The sequence below is a fragment of the Streptomyces griseofuscus genome (assembly GCF_014673495.1).
GTDB classification, from domain to species: Bacteria; Actinomycetota; Actinomycetes; order Streptomycetales; family Streptomycetaceae; genus Streptomyces; species Streptomyces murinus.
The window spans coordinates 3,765,982-3,791,448 of record NZ_CP051006.1 but is presented as its reverse complement, the minus strand read 5'-3'; the positions used below and the strand labels follow the sequence as shown (position 1 = coordinate 3,791,448).

The 25,467-nt window shown below is 70.8% G+C and carries 27 protein-coding genes; 17 read left to right on the top strand and 10 right to left on the bottom strand.

The window, feature by feature from the left end:
* Positions 1 to 20: 20 nt before the first annotated feature.
* Together lgt and HEP81_RS16800 are read right to left on the bottom strand one after the other, a co-directional pair.
* Complete coding sequence (gene lgt / locus HEP81_RS16805; protein ID WP_037658693.1) at positions 21 to 866, bottom strand: prolipoprotein diacylglyceryl transferase; 846 nt, start codon at positions 864 to 866, stop codon at positions 21 to 23.
* Positions 867 to 912: 46 nt separating this feature from the next.
* Complete coding sequence (locus HEP81_RS16800) at positions 913 to 1,755, bottom strand: MaoC family dehydratase (protein WP_037658635.1); 843 nt, start codon at positions 1,753 to 1,755, stop codon at positions 913 to 915.
* 264 nt (positions 1,756 to 2,019) lie between these two features.
* Between HEP81_RS16800 and HEP81_RS16795 the strand changes: the two genes are divergently transcribed.
* Positions 2,020 to 3,942, top strand: a complete 1,923-nt coding sequence (locus HEP81_RS16795; RefSeq protein WP_037658634.1) for an AMP-dependent synthetase/ligase — start codon at positions 2,020 to 2,022, stop codon at positions 3,940 to 3,942.
* A gap of 207 nt (positions 3,943 to 4,149) precedes the next feature.
* Positions 4,150 to 4,911, top strand: coding sequence for a G1 family glutamic endopeptidase (locus tag HEP81_RS16790; protein ID WP_037658633.1), 762 nt, complete (start codon positions 4,150 to 4,152; stop codon positions 4,909 to 4,911).
* An 863-nt stretch (positions 4,912 to 5,774) separates the two neighbouring features.
* Here the strand turns inward: HEP81_RS16790 and HEP81_RS16785 are convergent.
* Positions 5,775 to 6,224 carry an ATP-binding protein gene (locus HEP81_RS16785; protein ID WP_037658631.1) on the bottom strand — a complete coding sequence of 150 codons (450 nt, stop codon included), beginning with the start codon at positions 6,222 to 6,224 and terminating at the stop codon, positions 5,775 to 5,777.
* Positions 6,225 to 6,386: 162 nt separating this feature from the next.
* Between HEP81_RS16785 and HEP81_RS16780 the strand changes: the two genes are divergently transcribed.
* The 6 genes from HEP81_RS16780 to HEP81_RS16755 all read left to right on the top strand — a co-directional run bounded on the left by HEP81_RS16780 (position 6,387) and on the right by HEP81_RS16755 (position 12,687).
* The gene (locus HEP81_RS16780) at positions 6,387 to 7,196 is read left to right on the top strand and encodes a helix-turn-helix domain-containing protein (RefSeq protein WP_106979979.1); all 810 of its coding nucleotides are present in this window, start codon (positions 6,387 to 6,389) and stop codon (positions 7,194 to 7,196) included.
* Positions 7,193 to 7,444, top strand: a complete 252-nt coding sequence (locus HEP81_RS16775) for a DUF397 domain-containing protein (RefSeq protein ID WP_037658629.1) — start codon at positions 7,193 to 7,195, stop codon at positions 7,442 to 7,444. Before HEP81_RS16780 ends, HEP81_RS16775 begins: the two co-directional genes overlap by 4 nt.
* Entirely contained in the window at positions 7,441 to 7,629 is a 189-nt protein-coding gene (locus HEP81_RS16770; protein WP_037658628.1) for a DUF397 domain-containing protein, read from the top strand. The genes HEP81_RS16775 and HEP81_RS16770 overlap by 4 nt, the downstream gene beginning before the upstream one ends.
* Before the next feature lie 152 nt (positions 7,630 to 7,781).
* The gene (locus HEP81_RS16765) at positions 7,782 to 8,585 is read left to right on the top strand and encodes an ATP-grasp domain-containing protein (protein ID WP_051850336.1); all 804 of its coding nucleotides are present in this window, start codon (positions 7,782 to 7,784) and stop codon (positions 8,583 to 8,585) included.
* A gap of 115 nt (positions 8,586 to 8,700) precedes the next feature.
* On the top strand, positions 8,701 to 9,495 hold the full coding sequence (locus HEP81_RS16760) for an AfsR/SARP family transcriptional regulator (protein ID WP_037658627.1): 795 nt from the start codon (positions 8,701 to 8,703) through the stop codon (positions 9,493 to 9,495).
* A gap of 171 nt (positions 9,496 to 9,666) precedes the next feature.
* A complete protein-coding gene (locus HEP81_RS16755; RefSeq protein ID WP_106979978.1) occupies positions 9,667 to 12,687 on the top strand; it encodes an AfsR/SARP family transcriptional regulator in 3,021 nt (1,006 codons plus the stop codon).
* Between the two features lie 840 nt (positions 12,688 to 13,527).
* Here HEP81_RS16755 and HEP81_RS16750 read toward each other — a convergent pair.
* The 3 genes from HEP81_RS16750 to HEP81_RS16740 all read right to left on the bottom strand — a co-directional run bounded on the left by HEP81_RS16750 (position 13,528) and on the right by HEP81_RS16740 (position 14,926).
* Complete coding sequence (locus tag HEP81_RS16750) at positions 13,528 to 13,707, bottom strand: hypothetical protein (RefSeq protein ID WP_037658622.1); 180 nt, start codon at positions 13,705 to 13,707, stop codon at positions 13,528 to 13,530.
* 171 nt (positions 13,708 to 13,878) lie between these two features.
* On the bottom strand, positions 13,879 to 14,547 hold the full coding sequence (locus HEP81_RS16745; RefSeq protein WP_037658621.1) for a class I SAM-dependent methyltransferase: 669 nt from the start codon (positions 14,545 to 14,547) through the stop codon (positions 13,879 to 13,881).
* 175 nt (positions 14,548 to 14,722) lie between these two features.
* On the bottom strand, positions 14,723 to 14,926 hold the full coding sequence (locus HEP81_RS16740; RefSeq protein WP_003992177.1) for a cold-shock protein: 204 nt from the start codon (positions 14,924 to 14,926) through the stop codon (positions 14,723 to 14,725).
* Between the two features lie 287 nt (positions 14,927 to 15,213).
* Between HEP81_RS16740 and HEP81_RS16735 the strand changes: the two genes are divergently transcribed.
* The 7 genes from HEP81_RS16735 to HEP81_RS16705 all read left to right on the top strand — a co-directional run bounded on the left by HEP81_RS16735 (position 15,214) and on the right by HEP81_RS16705 (position 20,465).
* Positions 15,214 to 16,062: a menaquinone biosynthetic enzyme MqnA/MqnD family protein gene (locus HEP81_RS16735; protein WP_037658617.1), complete on the top strand. Its 849-nt coding sequence runs from the start codon at positions 15,214 to 15,216 to the stop codon at positions 16,060 to 16,062.
* Positions 16,063 to 16,104: 42 nt separating this feature from the next.
* A complete protein-coding gene (locus tag HEP81_RS16730) occupies positions 16,105 to 16,566 on the top strand; it encodes a hypothetical protein (RefSeq protein ID WP_157854493.1) in 462 nt (153 codons plus the stop codon).
* Between the two features lie 43 nt (positions 16,567 to 16,609).
* Positions 16,610 to 17,113 carry a nuclear transport factor 2 family protein gene (locus HEP81_RS16725; protein ID WP_051850335.1) on the top strand — a complete coding sequence of 168 codons (504 nt, stop codon included), beginning with the start codon at positions 16,610 to 16,612 and terminating at the stop codon, positions 17,111 to 17,113.
* On the top strand, positions 17,110 to 17,832 hold the full coding sequence (locus HEP81_RS16720; RefSeq protein ID WP_037658614.1) for a prepilin peptidase: 723 nt from the start codon (positions 17,110 to 17,112) through the stop codon (positions 17,830 to 17,832). The genes HEP81_RS16725 and HEP81_RS16720 overlap by 4 nt, the downstream gene beginning before the upstream one ends.
* Before the next feature lie 42 nt (positions 17,833 to 17,874).
* On the top strand, positions 17,875 to 19,074 hold the full coding sequence (gene mqnC, locus HEP81_RS16715; RefSeq protein ID WP_037658612.1) for a cyclic dehypoxanthinyl futalosine synthase: 1,200 nt from the start codon (positions 17,875 to 17,877) through the stop codon (positions 19,072 to 19,074).
* A gap of 7 nt (positions 19,075 to 19,081) precedes the next feature.
* Complete coding sequence (locus HEP81_RS16710) at positions 19,082 to 19,684, top strand: hypothetical protein (protein ID WP_037658610.1); 603 nt, start codon at positions 19,082 to 19,084, stop codon at positions 19,682 to 19,684.
* 88 nt (positions 19,685 to 19,772) lie between these two features.
* A complete protein-coding gene (locus HEP81_RS16705) occupies positions 19,773 to 20,465 on the top strand; it encodes a demethylmenaquinone methyltransferase (protein WP_037658609.1) in 693 nt (230 codons plus the stop codon).
* Positions 20,466 to 20,496: 31 nt separating this feature from the next.
* Here the strand turns inward: HEP81_RS16705 and HEP81_RS16700 are convergent, their stop codons facing one another.
* Both HEP81_RS16700 and HEP81_RS16695 read right to left on the bottom strand, forming a co-directional pair.
* Positions 20,497 to 20,805: a PASTA domain-containing protein gene (locus HEP81_RS16700; protein ID WP_078967510.1), complete on the bottom strand. Its 309-nt coding sequence runs from the start codon at positions 20,803 to 20,805 to the stop codon at positions 20,497 to 20,499.
* Between the two features lie 109 nt (positions 20,806 to 20,914).
* On the bottom strand, positions 20,915 to 21,445 hold the full coding sequence (locus HEP81_RS16695; RefSeq protein WP_037658607.1) for a GNAT family N-acetyltransferase: 531 nt from the start codon (positions 21,443 to 21,445) through the stop codon (positions 20,915 to 20,917).
* Positions 21,446 to 21,542: 97 nt separating this feature from the next.
* Between HEP81_RS16695 and HEP81_RS16690 the strand changes: the two genes are divergently transcribed.
* On the top strand, positions 21,543 to 22,826 hold the full coding sequence (locus HEP81_RS16690; protein ID WP_037658603.1) for a geranylgeranyl reductase family protein: 1,284 nt from the start codon (positions 21,543 to 21,545) through the stop codon (positions 22,824 to 22,826).
* Here the strand turns inward: HEP81_RS16690 and def are convergent, their stop codons facing one another.
* Positions 22,827 to 23,450, bottom strand: coding sequence for a peptide deformylase (gene def, locus HEP81_RS16685; RefSeq protein ID WP_037658601.1), 624 nt, complete (start codon positions 23,448 to 23,450; stop codon positions 22,827 to 22,829). It lies immediately after the preceding gene.
* Positions 23,451 to 23,602: 152 nt separating this feature from the next.
* On the bottom strand, positions 23,603 to 24,433 hold the full coding sequence (locus tag HEP81_RS16680) for a C40 family peptidase (protein ID WP_037658599.1): 831 nt from the start codon (positions 24,431 to 24,433) through the stop codon (positions 23,603 to 23,605).
* Between the two features lie 669 nt (positions 24,434 to 25,102).
* Between HEP81_RS16680 and HEP81_RS16675 the strand changes: the two genes are divergently transcribed.
* The gene (locus tag HEP81_RS16675) at positions 25,103 to 25,462 is read left to right on the top strand and encodes an NADH-quinone oxidoreductase subunit A (RefSeq protein WP_030494815.1); all 360 of its coding nucleotides are present in this window, start codon (positions 25,103 to 25,105) and stop codon (positions 25,460 to 25,462) included.
* Positions 25,463 to 25,467 lie beyond the last annotated feature (5 nt).

The window sequence follows — 25,467 nt, the reverse complement described above, 5'->3', positions numbered from 1 at the left end:
GCACGCGCGACGCACGCGCGTCACGGACGGGCCGGGGTCGCCTCGGCGTCGGACTCCGCGGGCTCCGCGATCGCCTCCCGTGGCGTACGCCGTTGCAGCAGCACGAACCACACCACACCCGCCAGCGCCACCAGGGCCGCGATGTAGAAGTTGAGGCGCAGGCCGAGGAAGTACTGGGAGTAGTCGACGCGCAGGGACTCCTCGAAGACGCGGAACGCGGAGTAGCCGGCGACGTAGAGCGGGAACAGGCCGCCCGGGCGGACCCGGCCGCTGCGGCCCAGGCGGATCAGGAGAGCCGCAAGGAGGAGGTTCCAGATCAGTTCGTAGAGGAAGGTGGGGTGGAAGGTGGCGTTCTGGAGGTAGCCCGCGGGACGGTAGGCGGGGTCGATCTCCAGGCCCCAGGGGAGGCTGGTCGGGCCGCCGAACAGCTCCTGGTTGAAGTAGTTGCCGATACGGCCGATGGCCTGCGCGATCAGCAGGCAGGGGGCCAGCGCGTCCATCATCCCGGCGACCGAGACCCCCGCCCGGCGCAGCCGCCACACGCAGACCACCGTGGCCAGGGCGACCCCGCCCCAGATCCCCAGCCCGCCGTCCCAGACCGCCAGCGGACCCCACCAGTGGTGGGGGATGCCCTTCGGCGTGGTCAGGTCGAAGTAGATCCGGCCGCCGAGGATGCCGAACGGCACACCCCACATCGCGACCTCGTCCACCAGCTCCGGGTCCCCGCCCGCGGCCTGCCAGCGGCGGCGGCCCAGGTAGACGGCGAGGCCGATACCCACGACGTACATCAAGCCGTAGAAGTGGATGTACAGGGGCCCCAGGTGGAAACCGTTCACCGAGGGGGAGGGAATGGCGGCTAGCAGCATGGGGACGAGGGTACGTGGGGCACCTCTTACCGGGCCCGCCAGCGTCCTACGAGGCCTCGCCCACCCGCCCCGACACATGCACCCGGCCGTCCGCGCCCCGCAGTTCGAACCGGTCGCCCTCCGGTGACGCGCCGTACCGCACCACGCCCGGCAGCAGCACCGGCGCCCGGAACTCCACCCGTGCCGCGCGGACGTCCCCGTGCTCCGCCAGGCAGCGTGCCGCCGTCCACATGCCGTGGGCGATGGCGCGGGGGAAGCCGAAGAGGCGGGCGGTGAGGCGGGTGAGGTGGACGGGGTTGCGGTCGCCCGAGGCGGCGGCGTAGGCGCGGCCCAGATCGCCGGGCACGTCCCAGGAGACGAGGGACGGGAGGGGGGCCGGCGGCTCCGGGGGAGAGGCGGGGGCGCTCCCGTCCGCCGTCCGGTGCCGGGACAGATACGTGCTGCGGGACTCCCACACCGGCTCCCCGGCCAGCCGTGCCTCCGTCACCACCGCCGCCTCCGTACCGCGCCGGTGCGGTGCCAACCCCGATACGTAAACGGTGAGTTCGTACGAACCCGACACGGGCAGCGGTGCGTGACGGGCGAGTGCGATCGAGGTATGCACCAGGCCCAGCAGCGGGAGTGGGAAGTCCCGGGCGCCGAGCAGGCGCATCGCCAGCGGGAAGGCGAGGACATGGGGATAGGGGAGCGGGAGGTGCTCGGAGGGGGCGGGGAAGGCGCACAGCCGGGCGTACCTCGCCAGCCGGGCCGGGTCCGCGCGCACCCCCGGCAGCACCAGCCGGGTGTCCGGGTACGACGCCCCGGCCGAGGGCCGCTTTCCCAGCGAGCGCAGCGCGCCGGCGGCCAACACCGGGCCCAGCGCGGGTGACTTGTCGAGGACGGTCGACATCAAACCCCCCGAAGACGGGAACAAACTCGTTACCGAGCGGTAAAGTTACCGCAGGTAAGCCCAGGTCGGCCAGTGCCAGAAGCCGCGACCATCCCGCACAGCCCCGTCCCCGTACCACCCCCGTACCGTCCCCGGAACCGCACAAAGCCCCCACAACGGGCCCGTACGATCACTCGCCTGACCGGCGGTAACACCTCACCTCAGCTCGTTCGCCGCGCGCCCGGCCGCCGGTGAACGCCTCGCCGCACGCCCGAGGAGCCGCTCGTGTCCCCCCATTCCAACTCCCATGTCTCCGCCGTCGATTACGACGGCCGGCCCCTGCTGGTCGCGCCCCACACGCGGCGCCTCGACGGAGCCGTACGGGAGGCCGTCGTACCGCCGTTCGCGGCGCCGGTGACCCATGGGTCGCTGGCCGACCTGCCGTTCGACAACGCGGCCGAGGACCCGGACGCGGTGGTGCTCAGCCGCAAGCTCGGAAACGGCCACTGGAAGGACATCACGGCCGCGCGCTTCGCCGAGGAGGTGCTCGCGGTGGCGAAGGGGCTGATCGCGGAGGGGCTGGTGCCCGGCGACCGGATCGCGATCATGGCGCGTACGACGTACGAGTGGACGCTGCTCGACTTCGCCGCCTGGGCCGCGGGCCTCGTGACCGTCCCCGTCTACCCCACCTCCTCCCTCTTCCAGACCCGCTGGATCCTGCACGACTCCGGCGCCGTCGCCCTGGTGACCGAGACCGGCGCCCAGGCCGCCGCGCTCGGTCCCGAACTGCAACACCTGCCCGAACTGCGGCACTTGTGGATCATGGAGAAGGGGCATGTCGAGCGGCTCGCGGACGCGGGGGCGCCGGTGCCGGAGGGCGAGGTCGGGGTGCGGCGCGGCATGCTCGGGCCCGCCACCCTCGCCACCCTCGTCTACACCTCCGGCACCACCGGACGCCCCAAGGGCTGCGCCCTCTCGCACGGCAACTTCTTCGCCGAGGTGGACAACGCGATCGAACTGCTCCACCCCGTCTTCAAACAGCACGACAGCGACCCGTCCGTGCTTCTCTTCCTCCCCCTCTCCCATGTGTTCGGGCGGATGGTCGCCATCGCCTGCGTCCGCGCCCGCGTCCGCCTCGGGCACGCGCCCAGCCTCAAGGCCGAGGACCTGCTGCCGGACCTCGCCGCCTTCCGGCCCACCGCCCTGCTGACCATCCCCTACATGCTGGAGAAGATCTTCAACTCGGCCCGCGCACAGTCCGAGTCGGGCGGCCGGGGTGCCGTCTTCGACCGCGCCGCCGCCGTCGCCCGGCGCTACGGCGAGGCGCTCCAGGCGAGCCAGTCCGGCACCGGCGACGGACCCGGCCGCGTCCTGCGCACCCAGCGCGGCTTCTACGACCCCCTCGTCTACCGCCGTATCCGCACGGCGATGGGCGGCCGGGTCAGACACGTCATCTGCGGCGGATCCCCGCTCGGGCGCCGCCTGGCCGCGTTCTACACGGGTGCGGGCATCGGGATCTACGAGGGGTACGGCCTCACGGAGACCACCGGCGCGAGCACCGTCACGCCGCCGCTCAAACCCCGGCTGGGGACCGTGGGCTGGCCGCTGCCCGGCACCCGGGTACGGATCGCCGCCGACGGGGAGATCCTGATCTCCGGCGACCATGTGCTGCGCGGCTACTGGGACCCACAGGCCGGCGGTGTCGTCCCCATCACCCGCGAAGGCTGGCTGCACACAGGGGACTTGGGCGAGCTGGACGACGACGGCTACCTCACCATCACCGGCCGCAAGAAGGAACTCCTCATCACCTCCGGCGGCAAGTCCGTGGCCCCCGCCCCGCTGGAGAACTGGCTGCGCCAACACCCCCTGATCTCCCAGGTGATGCTGGTCGGAGACGACCGCCCGTACGTCGCGGCCCTGCTCACCCTCGACGCCGAGGGCATCGTCCACTGGCGGCAGATGAACGGGAAGCACCCCGTGCCGCCCGAACTCGTCACCGACGACCCGGACCTGCGGGCCGTACTCCAGCGCGCCGTGGACGACACCAACCGTCTCGTCTCGCGGCCCGAGTCCATCCGCCGCTTCACCGTCCTGCCGTACGACTTCACGGAGGAGGCCGGTCATCTCACGCCCTCCATGAAGCTGCGGCGCGCGCGAATCCTCGCGGACTTCGGCCGGGAGGTGGAGGGGCTGTACGACGGGCTGTGAGCGATCGCCGGGCCCTCGCGGGCCGGGCGGTATCTCCTTCAACACCCCTTTTGCTGAAGGTACTTGGCAGGACCTTTGCTGTGAAAACCCGGATGCCGGGTGACAACGGGACGCACGTTGACTGCACACTGACAACCACGGGCGCACGTCTCCCCCCTGGTGGCCGCCAGTTACGTCTGCACCGCGAGTCCCGCGAGAAGGAGCAGCATGTCTGCCACGATCCGCCTCACCGCAGCCACAGCCGTCGCCGCCGCCGTCCTGTCGGCACTGGCGACCTCCCCCGCGGCCGCCGTCGCCGCGCCTGCGCTGCGCATGACCCCGGTCAGCGGTCACATCAGCAGTCACCACCTGGTCGGTGGCATCAGGAACAGCACCAGCTCCAACTGGGCCGGCTACGCCGCGACCGGTACGACGTTCACCAGCGTCTCCGCGAGCTGGGTGCAGCCGGCGGTGAGCTGCACCAGCTCGACCACGTACTCGTCGTTCTGGATCGGCATCGACGGCGACGGCAGCAACTCCGTGGAGCAGACGGGCACCGAGGCGGACTGCTCCAGCGGCCGGGCGGTCTACTCGTCCTGGTACGAGATGTACCCGGCGTACCCGGTGAACTACAGCAACGCGGTGAGCGCGGGTGACCACTTCACCTCCACGATCACCCGCAGCGGCACCTCGTACACGCTGACCCTCACGGACACCACCAAGGGGTGGACGAAGACCACCAAGAAGACGCAGAGCGGTCTGTCCAACGCGTCCGCCGAGGTCATAGCCGAGGCGCCGTCCAGCTCCTCCGGCGTGCTGCCGCTGTCGAACTTCGGCACCGCGAACTTCACCAACGCCACCGCCAACGGCCAGGCCATCGGTAACTACTCGCCCGACAAGATCAACATGGCCTCGGGCAGCACCACCAAGGCGACGACCTCCGCGCTGAGCGGCGGCGAGAACTTCTCGGTCACCTTCAACCACAGCTGACCCCCGCCTCCCACTCCGACGGGCCGGCCCCGGGCACGCTACGGCGTCCCGGGGCCGGCCCGTGGCTGTTCGCTCAGCCCGCCCTGAGCCGTTCCAGGAACTCCGAAACCCCTTCGACCCGGCGGTACGGCTCGAAGGCGGGGCCAGCTCGTGGACCAGGGCGACGCAGCGCGGGGCGCCGATGCGGCTGGCCAGGTCGAGCGATTCACCGGTGACGGCGAGGGCCTGCTCGATGTCGTCGGCCTCCAGGCATCCCCTGGCCTGGTAGGTCAGGAAGATTCCGCGGGTCTTGTCGCGGGCGCGGGGCAGCAGGGCGATGTCCTCGGCGGTCCTCGCGCGGGCCTCGGCGGTGCGGCCGAGGTCGAGCAGGCACTGCCCGGAGTCGACGGCGAGATCGGCCGGGCTCATCCACGCGCACCAGCTCGGTGCGGGGTCGGCCGCGCTGGCGTTCCATGCGTACGGCTACGGCGTCGGCCGCGTCGTGGACGCAGACCCGCCGCCGCTGGACCGCGCGCGGCATGGCCTCCTTTGTGCCGCCCCGAACCGTGTGACACCGTGAGCGGCCGTCCCGAGGACAAAGAGCTGCCGGCACGATCGTTGTTTCCCCCGAGTTCCCGGCCGGCCTGGCCGGGGGCGCGTGCGGACGGTGTCGCCGGGTTCGTGGTCGGCGCCGTCGTCAGCGATGCCGGCCGCGTCCTGTTGCTTCGGCGCAGGGCGGGTGACTTCCTGGGTGGCATGCGGGAGATCCCGTCCGGCAAGCCGTGTCGGCCACTTCGACCACGTCGGCGGCAGCGGGGGCACCACTGCCCATCAGCGGGCCCTGCCCACCGAGCTGCCCCCGGTCGGCGACGCGGTCCGCGGTCTCATCGGTCGCTGATCGCCCCGGGCGGACCGGCCAGCGGGATCTCCGCCCACACCGTCTTGCCGACGACGCGTTCGCGGACGCCCCAGGTGCGGGACAGCGCGTCCACGACGATCAGGCCCCGGCCGTGTTCGTCGCCGAAGGCGGCGCGGAGCATTTGCAGCCGGCGTTCGCCCCGGGTGTCGCTCACCTCGATGCGCAGGGTGTCCTCCTGCGGCAGCAGCAACAGCCGCAGCTCGAAGTCGCGGCCCGGTACGCGACCGTGGGTGACGGCGTTGGTCGCCAGCTCGGAGACGAGGAGCTGGGCGGTGTTGTTCAGCGGCCCGTCGTAGGGATAGCCCCAGTTGTCGAGTGCGGTTCCGGTGAGCCTTCGGGCCAGTCGCGCGCCGCGTGGGGTGGCGCTGAGCCGCTGGATCAACTCTTTCAGGGGGGTGGAGATTTCCAGATTCACAACACCGAGCGTGGCCGGTTCTCCCTACGCTGACCAGGAGGAACTCGGCGACTCTGCGTAGTCGTACGGGTACGAGTCGACGCGTGTACGGAGAGAGCGGAAGACGGAGTGGTAGACGAACAAGAGCGGCGGCCGGACACTCCTGGGCAGGAGAACGGCGCGATGGGTGTCTTCGCCATGGTGGGCAGGCAGTTGAAGCTGTTGCGGGAGCGGGCAGGGCTCAGCCAGTCGGAGTTCGGGGCGCTGGTCCGTTATGGCCCGGACCACATCTCGGCCATGGAGAGGGGGGTACGGACTCCAAGGCCGGACTTCCTGGTCAAGGCGGACCCCATCCTCAACGCCAACGGGCTGCTGATCGCGGTCATCCCCGAGGTGGAGGACGCGATGCGGAGGGCGCGGACCCGTCACCCCGAGTGGTACCGGGATCACGCCGAAACGGAGGCTCAGGCGGTAGAGCTGCACCACTACTGCAACAACGCCGTGCAAGGACTCCTCCAGACCGAGGCTCATGCGCGGGTTGTGTTCGCAAAGCGGCGGCCGTTCCTCAGCGAGGAGATCATTGAGAAGCGGGTGGCTGACCGCCTCTCACGTCAGCAGGTCTTCGAGCGCTGGCCGGCGCCCATCGTCAGCTACGTCATCGAAGAGGCGGTGCTCGACCGGCCAATTGGCGGGTCGCGAGTCCATGCCGATCAGCTACGCCACCTGCTGACCATCGGGGACAGGCAGAACGTCGAGATCCAAGTAATGCCGACCCAGGTGGAGGAACACCCCAACCCAGACAGTGCGTTCAACCTTCTGGTGCCGAAGGGACAGGCACAGGTGGCGTACCTGGAAGCGCAGGGCCACCCACAGCTGATCACCGACCGAGATGAGGTCCGGAAGATCGCCGACCGCTATGGGATCATGCGCGCGATGGCGCTGACTCCCAAGCAATCCCGCGCCCTGATCGCGGAGAAAGTGGACAAGCTATGAGCACCGAGAACCTGGCCTGGTTCAAGTCCAGCTACAGCAGCGGTGAGGGCGGTGACTGCGTGGAACTCTCCTACACCTGGCGCAAGTCGAGCTACAGCGGCGGAGCGGGCGGCGAGTGCGTTGAGATCGCCGAACACCCCGCCGCCATCCACATCCGCGACTCCAAGCGCCCCACCGCCCCCCACCTCACCATCCGCCCCACCACCTGGGCCGCCTTCCTCGACGCGGAGAAGACGGAGACGGCATGAGCGCTGACAGTCCGATGTGGTTCAAGTCCAGCTACAGCAGCGGCGAAGGCGGCGAGTGCGTCGAGGTCGCCGCACACCCCGCCGCCATCCACATCCGCGACTCGAAACTTCCCGCCGCTCACCTCACTGTTCGCCCCTCCACCTGGGCATCCTTCCTGCAAGTTGCCCAAGTACACGCGAGGTGAGCGATTGACGGGTCGGCGAGGGGATGGGACCGGTACCGTACGGGGCGTTCTGTCCGCAACCAAATGCCGGGGAACCGTCCGGGACCGGATCGGTAACTCGCGCTCGTAGCCTGCCTTTCCACCCTCGCCGACTTCGTCATCCGAGCAGAGGTATGAAAGAAGACAACGACGTCAGCCGGATCTTCGTGCTGAACCCGGATGCACGCCTCCTCAGAGAGGCGCACCGGGCCGGTGTACAAGTGCGGTCGGCCTGGGCCGACACGCACGACGAGTCCGCGCTGCGGCCCCTCCTGAAGGAGGCCGCGGCGGCCGGGCTGTTCGTCAATCCCGCACGCGCGCTGCGGCTGCTCGCGGACCCGGACGCCGTACAGCGCCTCGTCCGGGACAACCGGCTGTCGCCGGACGCCGGGGCGGTCTCCGGCGCGCCCCGGCTGACCGTGGAGACGCTGAGCGTGCACGGCATGCACCAGACCGTGGGGATCACGGCCCGGATGCCGTACGGCCTGCTCTCCCCGGCCCCGCTGACGGAGGACACCGCGGCGGAGGTACGGGCCGTGGTGACCGCGCTCCTCGACCTGACCGGGTACCAGTACGGGCCCGCCCACACCGGGGTCACCCTGACCCGGCAGGGCCCGGTGATCACCGGCTGCCGGGCGGGGTTCGGGGAGGATCCGGTCCCCGAACTCCTCAGAGTGGCCGGGGGATTCGACCTCGCCGCCGGAGCCGTACGGGTACTGGCCGGAAAGCTCGTGGAGGTCGCCCGGCCGGAACGGTTCGCCGCCGCGGCCGAATCGAGCCGGCCACCGGGTCCCGAGCAGCCGATCCCGGGCGTCCGGTTCGTGCCGGCGCAGGGCGGCTGCTGCCCCGGGCACTTCGTGGTGCACGCCGACTCACCGGCGGCCGCCGCCCAGCGGGTGACCTCGCTGGGCGAGCTGGTCGCGGGCGAGGCGAGCTGATCCGGAGCCGCGGGGACCGGATCGGTAACGAAACGGTACGAGGGCGCCTCACTGTTGATACGTCGCCGGAAGAAGGACGACGACGCCAGCGACGTCAACAGGAGGCGGAGCCAGGATGCTGAAGTTCTCGATCCTCGGGGCACTACAGGTCCGTACCGTGTCCGGCCCGGCGGAGATCAGCGGCGACCTCCAGCGCACCCTCGTACAGACGCTGCTGGTCAGCGAGGGACAGCCGGTGTCCGGGGAGAGCCTGGTCGAGGAGATGTGGGGCGAGTCCGTGCCCGACAACCAGGCCAATGCCCTCCAGGCGCATGTGAGCAGGCTCCGAAGGAAGTTGAAGGCCCTGGAACCGGGGCGTCCGGTATCTCGGGTGACGATTCATCCCTCCGGTTACCGGCTGACCGTGGACGAGGGCGAGATGGACGCCGCCGAGTTCGTACGGACCGTACGGGAGGCGGAGTCCGCGTCCCCGTACGACGCCGCGGGCACCGCCCGGATGCTCGGGCAGGCGCTCGCGATGTGGCGGGGTCCGGTGTTCGGCGGGTTCCCCGGCGGGACCCTGTGCCAGCTCGCCGGCGCCCGGTACGAGGAGTACCGGATGCGGGCCATGGAGCTGCGCTTCGACGCGGAACTGCGGCTCGGACAGCATGCGGCGGTGCTCGCGGAACTGGCCGAGGCACACACCCACTACCCCCTGCGTGAACGGTTCTGCGAGCAGCTGATGATCGCCCTTTACTGCTCGGGGCGGCAGGCGGACGCGCTCGATGTGTTCCGCCGGATGCGCCGCCAGCTCGACGAGGAACTCGGCATCCAGCCCTCGCCCGCGCTACGCCGCGTTGAGAGCGCTATCCTGCGGCATGATCCCGCTCTCGTCAGGGATGCGCGTTCGACCCTCCTCCAGATCGCCTGAGGTGGTTAGCCTGTTCGCCAGGACCGAGGAAGACCCCAGGTAGCCGGAATCACCTCCTCCGTGTTGCTCGTTCGGGTACAACCTAGGGTGGTCCCGAACATCTCGGGCCGGGCGGCGCGGCGGGGCGGAGGGGACGGGTTCGTGGAATCGGCGGCATCCGGTCGTCCTGTCGTGCGCTTCAACATCCTCGGCTCGCTCGAAGGCTGGTGTGGGGAGCGCCGGTTGAGGCTGGGCAGTCCGACCCAGGAACGGGTGCTGGTCACCCTGCTGCTCGAACCCGGCCGCATGGTGCCGATGTCCCGGCTGATCGCGGCGGCCTGGGACGACGAGCCGCCGCAGACCGCAAGTCACCAGATCCGCAAGTGCGTTGCGGCGCTGCGGACCCATATCCCGGACGGCGCAGGACTGATCGTCACTGACGGCGCCGGGTACCGCGCCGTGCTCGGTGAACACCAGCTGGATCTCTATGAGTTCACGGAGCGTTCCAGACAGGCCAGGCAGGCGGTGGCGGCCGGCCGGCCCGAGGAGGCCGTCGGACATCTGCGTTCCTGCCTTGAGCTGTGGCGGGGCCCGGTGATGGCGGGCGCGGGCGGCTCCGTGATCAGCGGGGCCTCGGCGGCACTCGAAGAGCGCCACATGGCGGTCGCCGAGCAGTACTTCGAACTCCAGCTGGAGCTGGGCCAGTCCGCCGAACTGGTCGGGCCGCTGCGCGAGTTGGTCACCGCCCACCCGCTGCGGGAGACGCTGCGCGGCCGGCTGATGCTGGCGCTGTACCGGGCCGGACGGCAGGCCGAGGCGCTGGAGGAGTTCGGGCGGGTGCGCGACCTGCTGGTGGAGGAGCTGGGCATCGACCCGGGCGCCGAACTCACCCGGCTCTACGAGGCGATCCTGCGCGACAGCCCCGAAGTGGCCGCCCGGGTACCGCAGTCGGTGGCCGACCGTGCCGCCCTGCTGGTCCCCGTGCCCTACGCCACCCAGACCTCCGGCACCGAGCCCGCGCCCTGCACGCTGCCCTACGACCTGCCGGACTTCACCGGCCGGGACGAGGAGCTGGCGCGGCTGGTCACGGTGGGCTGCGCCCCGGCCACCGGCGGCACCCGGATCGTCGGCGTGGACGGCATGGGCGGCAGCGGCAAGACCGCGCTCGCGGTGCACGCCGCCCATCTGCTGGCCCCCGAGTATCCCGACGGGCAGCTCTTCGTGGACCTGCGCGGCTTCAGCCCCGGCGAGAAGGCCCAGGAACCCGGCGCCGTACTGCACTCCTTACTGCACACCCTGGGCATACCGGACGATCGCATACCGGATGACCTGGAGCGTCGTACCACTTTCTGGCGAACCGTTTCCGCCCAGCGGAAGCTGCTCCTCCTGCTCGACAACGCCGCCGACGCCGCCCAGGTACGGCCGCTGCTGCCGGCGTCCGAGGACTGCCTCGCCATCGTCACCAGCCGGGTCCGGATGCTCGACCTCGACGGCTCCGAGTGGCTGTCCCTGGGACTCCTGTCGCCCGGCGACAGCACCACCCTGCTGACCCGGATGCTGGGCGTCGAACGCACCGCCGCCGAGCCGCGGGCCGTGGACCGGCTGGCCAGGCTGTGCGGGGGGCTGCCGCTCGCCCTGCGGATCACCACCGCGCGGCTGCGCAACCGGCCGCGGTGGACCGTGCAGTACCTGGTGGACCGGCTCGCCGACGAGACCCGGCGGCTGCGGGAGCTGAGTGCCGGGGAACGCAGCGTCGAGGCCACGCTCAGGCTGTCGTACCAGGCCATGGACGAGGACCAGCGGGCCGCGTTCCGGTTGCTCGGGCTGCATCCCGGCAGTGCCATCGACGTGCCCTCCGCCGCGGCGCTGCTCGGCACCGACGGGCATGACGCGGAGGACCTCCTGGAGTGCCTCCTGGACGCGCATCTGCTGGAGCAGCACGAGGCGGGGCTGTACGGCTTCCACGATCTGGTGCGCACGTACGCGCTCAGCGTGCGGGAGGTGGAGGACGACGAGGAGGCCGCTGTCGAGCGGCTTGTGGCGTACTACATCCAGAGCACGGACCGGGCCTGCGAGATCCTCTTCCCCGGCCGCAACCGCTACGGCGAGGCCCCGGCCGGGCACAATCCCGCGCTGCCGAGGCTGGACGACGGCGAGCAGGCGCTGCGGTGGTTCGACCGGGAGTACGAGGCGCTGCTCGCGGTGGTCGCGCAGGCCGGCACGCAGGGGCTGCACCGCCCGGCCGCGCTGCTCGCCCGCAATCTGCTCTTCTACCTCGATCTGCGGGGCCGGTACGAGGAGTTCCGGATCGTCGGCCGGATCGGGGTGGCCGCCTGCCGTCAGCTGAACGACGACGGGCTGCTCGGCATCAGCCTGTGCAACCTGGCCGTGGCGCACTGGTGGCTCGGCGACTTCCAGGACGGCATCACCACCGCGCAGGAGGGCCTGGAGCTGTCCCGGGGCAGCGACCCGCGCTCCGAGGCGATCTGCCTGGACGTGCTCGGGCTGCTGCACGGCTCGCTCGGCAACTTCGAGCAGGCCCGCGTGTATCTGGACCAGGGCATCGCGCTGCACCGGGAGCTGGGGCTGTCCCGGATGGAGGCGCAGGCGCTGGTCAATCTCGCGACGGTGCAGATCTGGACCGGGCACCATGCCGAGGGCGCGCGCAACGCGGCCCGGGCGACGGAGCTGAACCGGCGGCTGGGCGAGCGCAACAACGAGATCCACTCCCTGACCTTCCTCGCGCTCGCCCATCTCGGCAGCGGTGAGGACGAGCGGGCGCGTGCCTGTCTCGCCCAGGCGCTGGAACTGTGCGACGAGTCCCGCAAGCCGGCCAATGTCGCGGTGGTCCTCGCCCATTGGGCGCGGGTCTGCCAGCGGCTCGGTGATCTGCGCTCGGCCGCGGAGCATGCCGAGCGGGCGCTCGATCTGGTCTCCGCGGAGGGTACGGCGCTGCGGCAGGCGACGGTGTCCAACGTGGTCGGCCTGGTCCATCTGCGCAGCGGCGCCCCCGAGCGGGCCATGGAACTGCACGGCCAGGCCCACGAACTGGCGTCCCGGCACGGCTACCGCATCGAGATCGCCCACGCCCTGCACGGAATGGCGGAGGCCGCGCAGGCCCTGGACGACGACAAAACCGCCGACCGCCACCACACGGAGGCACGGGCCCTGTACGACGCAATGGGCGTCACGGAGGCGGGCCGCCGCCTGTAATCCTGGCTGGTGCCGGTGGCCTGCGGCCTGCTGTGGCCGTGACCGGTGGCTCGTGGTCTGGCGGTGGCCTGCGGCCTGCTGTGGCCGTGACCGGTGGCTCGTGGTCTGGTGGTGGCGTGCGGCCTGCTGTGGCCGTGACCGGTGGCTCGTGGTCTGGGGTTCCTGGCTCCCGGTCTCCGGCCCCGGCTCCCGGCTCTCGGCCATGCGGATTCCGGTCCCGGTTTCCGGCTCTCGGCGTGAGGGGCCCGGCCTGGGGCCTGCGGCCTGCGGTCCTCGGGCTCCGGTCCTCGGGTTTCCGGCTCCCAGCCCCGAGCCCCCGGCCTGTGGTCACCGGCCACAGGCCCTGGATTCCGGCTCCCGCCTCCCGGTATTCGGCCTCGGCCGGGGTCCCCGACCTCCGGCCCGCAGTCTCCGGTTCCTGGTCTCCGGTCCTCGGGTTCCGGTTCCCGGACCGTGGTCGCCGGTTCCCGGCCCCGGCCCGCAGTACCTGGCCCGTGGTTCCGGTCCCCGACCGGCGGTCTCCCGCTTCCGGCCCGCGATCCTCGACTCCGGTCCTAGGTCCGGTCTCCGGCCCGCACTCCTCACAGCTCCCGGTCCTCGGCCCGCACTCCTCAGCTCCCGATCCTCGGCTTCCGACCCCCGGCCTGGAGTCCCCCGCTCCCGGCCCGCCATCCCCGGCCCCCGCCCCACGCGGCGTCCGTACCCGCCGTGTTGTTCAGGTGGATACGGCGACGGCACCGGTGGGTGGGGACCCGGCCGGTGCCGTAGGGGCGCTCGCGTGGGGGGAGCGAGGGGGAAGTGTGGGGGTGTGCCGCGGCGGCCGTTCGCTGTTTCGGGGGATCAGGAGCGGACGAAGCCCGGACCGTGGTCGTCGGAGGCCTGGACGGAGTGGTTGCCGCCCTGCACCACGGCCTGGTGCAGCCCGGTGCCGGGCAGCGCGGCGGCGAGGCCCAGGGCGAGGACGCCCATGCCCGCCAGGGCCGCCAGAGCCGTCTTCGTACGCAGTGCGATGGAACGCATGTGCAACCCCTTGTGAGAGACGGACCGGGTTCCGGTCGCCGGGCTCTCCCGGCGCCACGACCGATATTTGGGGGGAGCGGTCCCAGTGCCGTCCCCGCCGGTTACCGGGGCCGGGGAGGCCGTCGGGACCATTACTCGGCTGCGCAGGTCAGAACGGGTGTCGGGCGGGTGTCAGAGGGGTTTGACGACGCCCAGGAAAGCCTGTGCGACCGGTGCGACACCCTTGCCGAGCGTGTCGTCGGGCTCGCGCACGGTACGGAAGGCGAGGTTGAACCCCGCGCCCGCCAGCAGCCGGACCATGTCCTCGGGGCGCCGCCGCCGGAAGTCCAGCGTGACCGGGTGCCCCCAGGGGTTCTCCAGCCTGCGGGGCTCCGTGCCGGTCTGGAACGCCAGCAGCAGCCGCCCGCCGGGGGCCAGGACGCGGTACAGCTCGGCGAACAGCTCCGGAAGCCGCTCGTCGGGGGTGTGGATGGTGGAGTACCAGCAGACGGCGCCGGCGAGACCGCCGTCGGGCAGCGGGAGGTCCAGCATGGAACCCCGCTCGAACCGCAGCCCGGGGTGCTCGCGGCGGGCCACGGCCAGCATGGCGGCGGAGAGGTCCAGACCGAAGGCGTCCACGCCCAGGGCGGCGAGATGCCCGGTGACCGCGCCGGGACCGCAGCCGAGGTCCGCGACGGCCGCTCCGGGGCCCACCTGCTCCGCGAACGCGGCGAGCAGGGCGCGCTCCAGCGGCTTGTCGGCGAGGGGATTCGCGAAGTGCTCCGCGTAGTCCTCGGCGACGGTGTCGTAGAAGGCGCGCGTGGCGGTCAGGAAGTCCGGGGAGTCCTGAGTTTTGGTCATGCCCCGAAACGTAGTAGTTCGTGAACGAATCGCGAACCGCGGAAGAAATAGTTCCGTATGCGGACCGTTCGCTCCGGCCGCCACGGACCGTCCGCGGAAAAGGCAGGAGCCCCGTTGCCGAAGACGGCGCGGGGCTCCTTGGGTACTGCTCTCAGGTTCTGCGATCAGGCAGTGATCAGACGGGGGTGACGTTCTCCGCCTGCGGACCCTTCGGGCCCTGCGTCACGTCGAAGGACACCTGCTGGTTCTCCTCGAGGGAGCGGAAGCCGCTGGCGTTGATCGCGGAGTAGTGAACGAAGACGTCGGGGCCGCCGCCCTCCTGGGCGATGAAGCCAAAGCCCTTTTCGGCGTTGAACCACTTAACGGTTCCGGTAGCCATAAGCCCTCCTTGGGCCCAAAAGGGTTGCCCTGCTCCAGAACCTGCCGGTGCGAAAACGTGCTGCACCACTGCATTCGTCTGAAAACGACGAGAGCCCGCGGTCACATGCTCCGCAGGCTCTGTACTGCAAGGGAAACCAAACTGCAACTTGCGGCGAGCCTAGCATGCAGGCAGCCGAAAGCAATAGAGGGCAAGATCACTTCACTCGGATGTTTGAAAGCCGGTAACCCGTTTGACGGCGGGGCCGGTCCGAGCACCGTACCAGCCGAGGGCTAGAGTCCCGCGATGTGGACATTTCTCGCACCCGGCCGCGCGTCGGCCACATCCAGTTCCTGAACTGCCTGCCCCTGTACTGGGGGCTCGCGAGAACCGGCACGCTCCTCGACTTCCAGCTGACCAAGGACACGCCGGAGAAGCTCAGCGAGCGGTTGATCCAGGGGGAGCTCGACGTCGCCCCGGTCACCCTGGTCGAGTACCTGAAGAACTCGGACGACCTGGTCGCCTTCCCGGACATCGCCGTGGGCTGCGACGGCCCCGTGATGTCCTGCGTGATCGTCTCCCAGGTCCCGCTGGAGCAGCTGGACGGCGCGAAGGTCGCCCTCGGCTCGACCTCCCGCACCTCCGTCCGCCTCGCCCAGCTCCTGCTGAGCGAGCGGTACGGCGTCCAGCCCGAGTACTACACCTGCCCGCCCGACCTCGGCCTGATGATGCGGGAGGCCGACGCCGCCGTACTGATCGGCGACGCGGCCCTGCGCGCCAATCTGCACGACGGCCCGCGCTACGGTCTCGACGTGCACGACCTGGGCGCGCTGTGGAAGGAGTGGACGGGACTGCCGTTCGTCTTCGCGGTGTGGGCGGCCCGGCGGGACTACCTGGAGCGCGAGCCGCTCATCACCCACCAGGTGCACCAGGCGTTCCTGGAGTCCAAGAAGGCCTCCCTGGAGGAGGTCGACAAGGTCGCCGAACAGGCCGCCCACTGGGAGGCGTTCGACGCGCAGACGCTCGCCAAGTACTTCACCACCCTGGACTTCAGCTTCGGCGACGCCCAGCTGGCCGCGGTCGCCGAGTTCGCCCGCCGGGTCGGCCCCACGACCGGCTTCCCCGCCGATGTGAAGGTGGAACTGCTCCGCCCGTAATCGCTGGGCTGCGGTCGGGTCTACGGGGGAGAGGTGGAGACCGTGCAGCCGCTCGCCGGCGACGAACCGGCGGCCATCGGGCCGTACCGGCTGCTGGGACGGCCCGGGGCCGGCGGGATGGGCCGGGTCTACCTCGGGCGCAGCGCCGGGGGCCGCACGGTCGCTGTCAAGATCGTGCACCCGCAGTTCGCGCTGGGCAGCGCCCCGCGCCCCTCGACCGGCGCCCCGACGACGGGCGGGCCCGCCCCCGGCGACGGCGAACCCGCGCCCACCGGAAGTCCCCACCACCGGAAGTCCCCACCACCGGCGGCGGTGCCGTCCCGGCCCGCTACCCCGGCACCTGGGAGGGCAATTCCACCGGTCTCGGCGGCACCCTGCCCATGGGCACCTTGCGACCCCGCCCCCCACCAGATCGAACTGACCCCGGTCGGCGACGACTTGAAGTGCACCTCGGAGAGCGAGTCGGAGGGCCACCCGGTGGCCGAGCTGACGAAGACCGGCTGACCAGCCTTGACCTCAAGCATGCTTGAGGGAGGAGCCTTCCGCCATGGACACCGAAGAGCTGCGGCGCCAGGTGCGCGCCCTTACCGACCGCGCCGAGATCACCGACCTGATGGACCGCTATCTGCGCTCCCTGGACGAGGGGGCCTGCGACGAGGAGTGGGCGCGCGCGTTCCACACCGAGGACGTCACCGCGGAGATGCCCATCGGCACCGTCCACGGGCGCCCCGCCCTGCTGGCCCATGTCCGCCGGGGAATGGCCCTGTTCGACCGGACCGTGCATCTGGGCACCAACGCCGTCGTCGAGGTCGACGGCGACCGGGCCACCGTCCGCGGCGCCCAGCTGAACACCCATGTCCTCGCGGACGGTTCGGGCGGTGTCTTCGTCTCGGCCGGGCATGCCGACACCGAACTGGTCAGGACCGCCGACGGCTGGCGGATCTCCGCCTCGGCCCTGCGCGTGGTGTGGACCCAGGGGCCGCCGCCCCGGCTGCCGGACGACTTCACCCCGGCCCCCACGGCCCGGCACGGGGCGGGCCGAGCCGGATGAGCGAGGCGCTGCTGTGGGCCGTCGCCGCGTGCTGGGGTGCGGCGGCGGGCGCCGTACTGCCCAGGGCCGCCTTCCGGTTCGCCGTACCGGACGACGAACCCTGGCGTGAGCGGTGCGCGGACGGACATGCGATCCGCGGGTGGCTCGGCCGCACCGCGTGCCCCGGCTGCCCGGCCCCCGCCGGACTCCTCCTGCCCGTCCTCACCGCGCTGGTCTGCGCCGCCCTCGCCGCCGCGACCGGCCCCCGGCCCGAGCTGCTCGCCTGGCTGCCGCTCGCACCGGTGGGGGTGCTGCTGTGCGCGGTCGACGTCCGGGTGCGGCGGCTGCCCGACGTACTGACCCTGCCGTTCGCCGCCGCCGCGCTCGCGCTGCTGGGGCTCGCCGCGCTGCTGCCCGGGCACGCCGGGCACTGGCCCACCGCGCTGTACGGGGCCCTCGCGCTCGGCGCCGGATACACCGTGCTGCACCTGGTGAACCCGGGCGGAATGGGCCTCGGGGACGCCAAATCGGCCCTCGGCGCGGGGGCCGTGCTCGGGTGGTACGGCTGGCCCACGGTGCTGCTCGGCACGTTCGCCGCGGTCCTGGCCGGGGCCCTGTACGGCGGCGCGCTCGTCGCCGTACGGAAGGCATCGCGGAAGACGGGCGTCGCGTTCGGGCCGTTCCTGCTGGGCGGAACCCTTGCCGGGGTGCTGATCGGCGCGTATACGGCGCTGTCGTAGGCTGGTCCGGTCCGTCCATCCCCTGATGAAAGGGACGCCCCGGTGACCGAGAAGGCCGACCTCCAGTCCGTCCTCGACCGTGCCGCCGCCGGTGGGCGGATCACCCCGGAAGAGGCCGTCGCCCTCTACCGTGACGCCCCGCTGCACGCGCTGGGCGCGGCCGCCGACGCGGTGCGCCGCCGTAAGTACGCCGGTATCGAGCACATCGCGACGTACATCATCGAGCGCAACATCAACTACACGAACGTGTGTGTCACGGCCTGCCGGTTCTGCGCCTTCTACGCGGCCCCCAAGGACACGGCCAAGGGCTGGACCCGCGACCTCGACGACATCCTGCGGCGCTGCGCGGAGACCGTCGAGCTGGGCGGCACCCAGATCATGTTCCAGGGCGGCCACCACCCGGACTACGGCGTCGAGTACTACGAGAAGCACTTCAAGGCCATCAAGGACGCCTTCCCCCAGCTGGTGATCCACTCGCTGGGCGCGTCCGAGGTCGAGCACATGGCCCGGATCAGCGGGGTGTCGGTCGAGGAGGCCATCACCCGGATCCACGAGGCCGGTCTCGACTCCTTCGCGGGCGCTGGCGCGGAGCTGCTGCCCGAGCGGCCGCGCAAGGCCATCGCCCCGCTCAAGGAGAGCGGCGAGCGCTGGCTGGAGATCATGGAGACCGCCCACAACCTGGGCGTGGAGTCCACCTCCACCATGCTGATGGGCACCGGCGAGACCAACGCCGAGCGCATCGAGCACCTGCGGATGATCCGCGAGGTCCAGGACCGCACGGGCGGCTTCCGCGCGTTCATCCCGTACACGTACCAGCCCGAGAACAACCACCTCAAGGGCCGTACGCAGGCGACGCTCTTCGAGTACCTGCGGATGATCGCCATCGCCCGGCTGTTCCTGGACAACGTCCAGCACATCCAGGGCTCCTGGCTCACCACGGGCAAGGAGGTCGGCCAGCTGTCCCTGCACTACGGCGCGGACGACCTCGGCTCGATCATGCTGGAGGAGAACGTGGTCTCCTCGGCCGGCGCCAAGCACCGCTCCAACCGGCTGGAGATCATCGACCTCATCCGCAAGGCGGGCCGGGTGCCGGCGCAGCGTGCGACGACGTACGAGCACCTGGTCGTGCACGAGGACCCGGCGAACGACCCGGTCGACGACCGCGTGGTCTCGCACATCTCCTCCACGGCGATCGAGGGCGGCACTGCGCATCCCGAGCTGAAGCTGCTCTCCGCCAACTGAGCGCGCCGTGCTGACGATTCACGCCGACTCCAGGGGGCACGCGCTCGTCGTCGAGGGTGAGCGGGTCGTGGGCACGGGAGTGCTGGGGGAACTGGCCGACGGGTATCCGCGGGCGCGGGTGCGGCGGTGGCCGGGGATTCTCACGCCCGGGTTCGTCAACCTTTACGGCCCGGAGCTGCTGGAGGAGGCGTACCACCCGGACCCCCGGGAGGCCGGGGAGCTGGGCACCGAGCCGCTCTCCGGCGAGGCGCTCGCCCCTCTCGCCCTGGACGACGTCAGGTGGGGCGGGAGCGCGCGGCGCGGGGTGCAGCGGATGCTGGCGCACGGGACGGTGGCGGTGGCGGGCGCGCTGTGCCGTCCGGCGGCGGCGGACACGGTACGGCGCACCGGGCTCGACGTGCTGCCCCGTACGGGGCGTCCCGGCGGGGTGCCGTCCCTGGACCCCCTCGCGTGCGGGATTCCCCCGGAGGTACCGGCGCCCAGGGAACGGGGTTCCGTGGCGTCCTTCGCCGTGTTCGACGTCGCGGACGAGGGGGAGCTGGCGGAGCGGGGGGCGTCGACGTGCGTGGCGACGGTCATCAGGGGCCGGCTGCTGTATCGGCGCCGTTGAGGTACTTCGCCGCTCCGGCCGCGGGTACGTCGGGGCCGCACGCCCCACCCGAAGCCGTCCGCCAGGACCTTGCTGCGACAATGGCTGAGTGACCCGCGCATCCCTGGACAAGCAGCCGCACGAAGTCGCCTCGATGTTCGACAACGTGGCGGAACGGTACGACCTGACCAATGACGTGCTGTCCCTGGGGCAGGACCGACGCTGGCGCAAGGAAGTCGCGCAGGCCGTCGACGCCCGCCCCGCGCAGAAGGTCCTGGACCTCGCCGCCGGCACCGCCACCTCCTCCCTCCCCTTCGCCCGCACCGGCGCCTACGTCGTGCCCTGCGACTTCTCGCTCGGCATGCTCCAGGTCGGCAAGAAGCGCCACACCTGGCTGCCGTTCACGGCGGGCGACGCGACGAAACTGCCGTTCAAGGACGACACCTTCGACGCCGTGACCATCTCCTTCGGCCTGCGCAATGTGCAGGACTTCGACGCCGCGCTGCGCGAGATGTACCGCGTCACCAGGCCCGGCGGACGCGTCGTGATCTGCGAGTTCTCGCACCCGACCTGGACGCCCTTCCGGACCGTCTACACCGAGTACCTGATGCGCGCCCTGCCCCCGGTCGCCCGCGCCGTGTCCTCGAACCCGGACGCCTACGTCTACCTCGCCGAGTCCATCCGCGCCTGGCCGAACCAGCCCGGCCTGGCCGAACGGCTGCGCGAGGCCGGCTGGTCCAGGGTCGCCTGGCGCAATCTCACCGGTGGCGTCGTCGCCCTGCACCGCGGCTTCAAGGACTGAGCCGCCGCACCGCCCTCAAACCCTCAAGCCCTCACCGGCCGATCATCTCGAACGCGTCCCCCGGTTCCCCCAGTTCCCGCTGGAGTCCGCCCGTCGGCGGCCGGGGGACGCGCGGTTCGCGCACGCCTCCGCCGCCGTCGCCCTCCGCGAAGTCGAACCACACGTACACCATCGAGTCCGCCGGCACCTCCGCCCCGGGCGGCGGGTACTGGCGTACCACGTAGTCCACGACCGCCCGGTGGAAGTCCGGGCGGTCCGGCGCGGTCAGGAACAGCCCCCGGGCCCGTGCGGTCTCGCGCGCGTCCACGGCCATCAGACCGACCAGCCGCGGCACACGCACATCGGGTGTTTTGGGTGTTACGTGCACAGATGTCACCCCCAGCGGTACTGGAAGGGTAACTCCGGCGCCTTCCGGCCGGAAGGCGCCGGTGTCATACTGTGACAGATGGCTACGCTGCGTTATCGGTATGGCGGTCGAGCTCCAGCCGGAAGCAGAGCGCGTCCTCGGCCAGCGTCGGATGCGGGTACGTCTCCGCGGCCCGCATGCCCAGGCGCCGGGTCACCGCGATGGACCGCTCATTGCCCGGCCGTACCATCGCCACCACCTCCGGTACGCCCGCCTCCCGTACCCGCCGCAGGGTCTCGCGCGCGGCGGCGGTGACGTACCCCTTGCCCCAGTGCGCCCGCCCGAGCCGCCAGCCGATCTCTATCGCGCCCACCGGACCCCACTGCGGCGACCAGGGCTGGGCGCCGGTGAAGCCGAGGACCTCGTCGGACTCGTCCAGGATCGTCCAGAAGCAGAAGCCCCGTTCCGCGTCGTGCCGCCGCTGGCGCGCGGTGAGTTCCTCGTACACGGACAGCGGGGCGGCCTTGCCGCCGTGGAACTCCATCACCTCGGGATCGGCGAACACCCGGTGCCAGGCCAGGGCGTCCTCATGGGTGGGAACGCGCAGCCGCGGTGCGGGGAGAGGTCGGTTCACAGGGCAGCCCTTCAGCCGGGTGATCTATTCCGCTGAATAGACTGCCCATGTCCAGTGCCCGTCGGCACGCAGATTTCGAACTTGGGGAGATCCCGCCGTGACCGAGCCCCTCTCCGACCACTCCGCCGATGTGATCGTCGTCGGCGCGGGCCCAGCCGGCTCCGCGACCGCGTACCACCTGGCCAAGGCCGGTCTCGACGTACTCCTCCTGGAGAAGACGGAGTTCCCGCGCGAGAAGGTGTGCGGTGACGGCCTCACGCCCCGCGCGGTCAAGCAGCTCGTCGCCATGGGGATCGACATCTCCGAGGAGGCCGGCTGGCTGCGCAACAAGGGCCTGCGCATCATCGGCGGCGGCTCCCGCCTCCAGCTGGACTGGCCGGACCTCGCGGCGTACCCGAACTACGGACTCGTGCGCAAGCGCGACGACTTCGACGAGATCCTGGCCCGAAACGCGCAGAAGGCGGGCGCGCGGCTGTACGAGCGCTGCAATGTCTCCGGGCCGATCGTGGACGAGCGCACCGGCCGCATCACCGGGGTGACGGCCAAGGTCGGCGAGGAGAAGCGCGAGGTCGGCTATCGCGCGCCGCTCGTCGTCGCGGCCGACGGCAACTCCACCCGGCTGTCCCTCGCGATGGGCCTGCACCGGCGCGAGGACCGTCCGATGGGCGTCGCGGTGCGCACGTACTTCACCTCGCCCCGCCATGACGACGACTACCTGGAGTCCTGGCTGGAGCTGTGGGACCGGCGCGGCTCGCAGGAGCGGCTGCTGCCCGGCTACGGCTGGATCTTCGGCATGGGCGACGGCACGTCCAACGTCGGCCTCGGCGTCCTCAACACCTCCGCCGCCTTCAAGGAACTGGACTGGCGCGAGGTCCTCAAGGCCTGGTGCGCGTCCATGCCGGAGGACTGGGGCTACACCCCCGAGAACATGACCGGGCCGATCCGCGGCGCCGCGCTGCCGATGGCCTTCAACCGGCAGCCGCACTACACCAAGGGCCTGCTGCTGGTCGGCGACGCCGGCGGCCTGGTGAACCCCTTCAACGGCGAGGGCATCGCCTACGCCATGGAGTCCGGCCAGATCGCCGCCGACGTCATCGTCCAGGCGCACGCGCGGGCGACGCCGGCCCAGCGGGAGATCGCCCTCCAGCGCTACCCGCGCGTCCTCAAGGACACCTACGGCGGCTACTACAACCTCGGCCGCGCCTTCGTGAAGCTCATCGGCAACCCCAAGGTCATGCAGATCGCCGCCCAGCGCGGCCTGACCCACCCGGTCCTGATGAAGTTCACCCTGAAACTCCTCGCCAACCTGACCGACCCCACGGGCGGCGACGCGATGGACCGGATCATCAACGGCCTGACGAAGGTGACCCCGAAGGCGTGATCAGGCGCTGAGCGCGGCCTCTTGGGCGGACCGGCGGGCGTAGACCTCCTCCCGCCGGTCTCCCATCTGCCGCAGCGCGTCCTTTTTCTCCCGCTTGGTCAACCGGTCGAGATAGATGTACCCGTTGGTGTGATCCGTCTCGTGCGCGAGGCAGCGGGCGAAGTAGCCCGTGCCCTCGACCTCCAGCGGACTGCCGTCCCGGTCCTGGCCGCGCACCAGTGCCCGGTCCGGCCTGGGTACGGCCATCACCGCCCCCGGCACCGACAGACAGCCCTCGCCCTCGTCCAGCAGTCGTCGCCCGTTCAGGGGCGATTCCAGCACGGGGTTGACGATGTGTCCGACATGCCGGTTTCCGTCGTCATCGGGGCAGTCGTACACGAAGAGGCGCAGATCGACCCCGACCTGATTCGCGGCGAGCCCGGCGCCCTCGGCGACGTACATCGTGCGGAACATGTCGTCGATGAGCGCCGCGAGATCGGGCCCGAACTCCGTGACGTCCCGGCACGGCTTGTGCAGCACCGCCTCGCCGACCTCGGTGATCCTGCGCACCGCGCCGCGCCCGGCCTCGGGGGCGTACCGGGGGAACTCGGCGACAGGGGCGCCCTGTACGAACACGCGTGGCATCGCGTCTTCTCCTTCACTCGTGGACGAAACCGCCGTACGGCGGTCCGGCCCGAGCATGCCAGGGAACGCCGCAGGGCCGCTGCCCCCGAGCGGCTGCGGCCCTGCGTGAGGTGCGAAACGCGCCTCAAGTATGCGAAACGGTATGGGATACCTCAGAGCACGCGCACGGCGCCCGTCGGCTGGTCGTACGACAGCGGGTGCTCGGAGACGCCGGAGGACGGGTTCTGCGCGCCGACGAACATGCCGTCGCCCACGTACACCGCGACGTGGTACGCGCTGCCCGCGCTGCCCCAGTACAGGATGTCGCCCGGCTGGAGGTCGCTCAGCGAGACCTGGGTGCCGGCGGTCGACTGGTCCTGCGAGACGCGCGGCAGGCTCACGCCGACCTGCTTGAAGGCGGTCTGCACCAGGCCCGAGCAGTCGTAGGCGGAGGGGCCGGTGGCGCCGGAGACGTACGCCTTGCCCAGCTGCGACTTGACGAAGCTGACGACCGCCGCGGCGGAACCGGTGGCCGTGGAGGAGCCGGTGCTGGTGCTCGTGCCGGTACCGGTGGAGCCGGAGGTGTCGTCGGCCGTGAGGGCGATCCGGGTGGTGCTGCGCGAGGCGCGCTCGGCGGCGGCCTTGCGAGCGGTCTCCTCGGCCTTCTTCTTGGCCTCGGCGGCCTTCTGCTTGGCGTCGGCGAGGTCCGCCTTGGCCTGCTTCGCGGCCTTCGTGGCGGCGGCGTCACGCTCGGCCTGGAGCTGGTAGTTCGCCGCGGCCTGCTGGGTGGCGTCCGCGGACTGGGCGGCCTGCGTGGCCAGATCGGCCGTCAGGGTGGGCAGTTCGAGGGTCTGCGTCACCGGCTCGGCCGCGTTGGCCGAACCGGCGGCCCCGGCGACTGCCAGGGTGCTGAGGACGCCACCGGCAACTCCGGCCCGCATCGCGAGGGACGACGCGCTGCGGCGGGGCTTCCGGTGGCTGCGTATGTGAGCGGTGTGGGACATGGGAACAACCGGTATCAGGGGCTCCTCACTATCTTCAAGAAACGTGTGCTGCGCCACAGTTGCACGATCGAGACCTCAAACCCCGGGCGTGTCGCCCTTTATTGACGCCGTAACGGACATTGCGGACGCCCGTGATCAAGCCCTTGATCACGGTCTTTGATCATTACGTCCGAATTGCCCCGCGCCTACCACCGGTTGATGCGGTTGGCCAACCCCGGTTCCTGAGAGGCTGCTGTGACTGTGACCGAGGTCACGGAACGCTCGCCGGGAGGCCGACGTCCCGCGCGTGGGGGGAGTTCGTGAACACATGCACACGCCGACGTGTGTGCGAGATCCACTATCAAGATCGAGTGCTCAGCACCAATTTGCATGCAGGCGAACTCTCTTGATATTGAGACGCCCGCTTTGGCCTGCGACGACAGGCGAAATTGTCACTTCTAGTGATCAACTGAACGCTTCGTGTATGAAGATCAGCCATCATCCGACTTCATGATCCTTCGTCAGGTGGTGGAGATCACAAAGCTTGTGGAATACCCCGTGTCGCAGATCACAGATCGGCGGGCATAGGATGCGAGGCAGTTGGGCTTGTGACCTGCTTCACATGTTCTCGATCTTCATCGGCCCAGCGAACCGCCAGCAGTCAGTGCCGACTGAGAGGAGCGAGGAGCGGTGAACGCTTATGCGCCCATCCTCGTACTGGGAGCCCTCGGGGCAGGCTTTGCGATCTTCTCCGTGGTCATGGCCACGCTGATCGGTCCGAAGCGGTACAACCGCGCCAAGCTCGAAGCCTACGAGTGCGGCATCGAGCCGACCCCCACGCCGGCCGGCGGCGGGCGCTTCCCCATCAAGTACTACCTGACGGCGATGCTCTTCATCGTCTTCGACATCGAGATCGTCTTCCTCTACCCCTGGGCCGTCACCTTCGACGCCCTGGGGCTTTTCGGGCTCGTGGAGATGTTGCTCTTCGTGCTCACCGTCTTCGTCGCGTACGCGTACGTATGGCGGCGCGGCGGCCTGGAATGGGACTGAGGGGC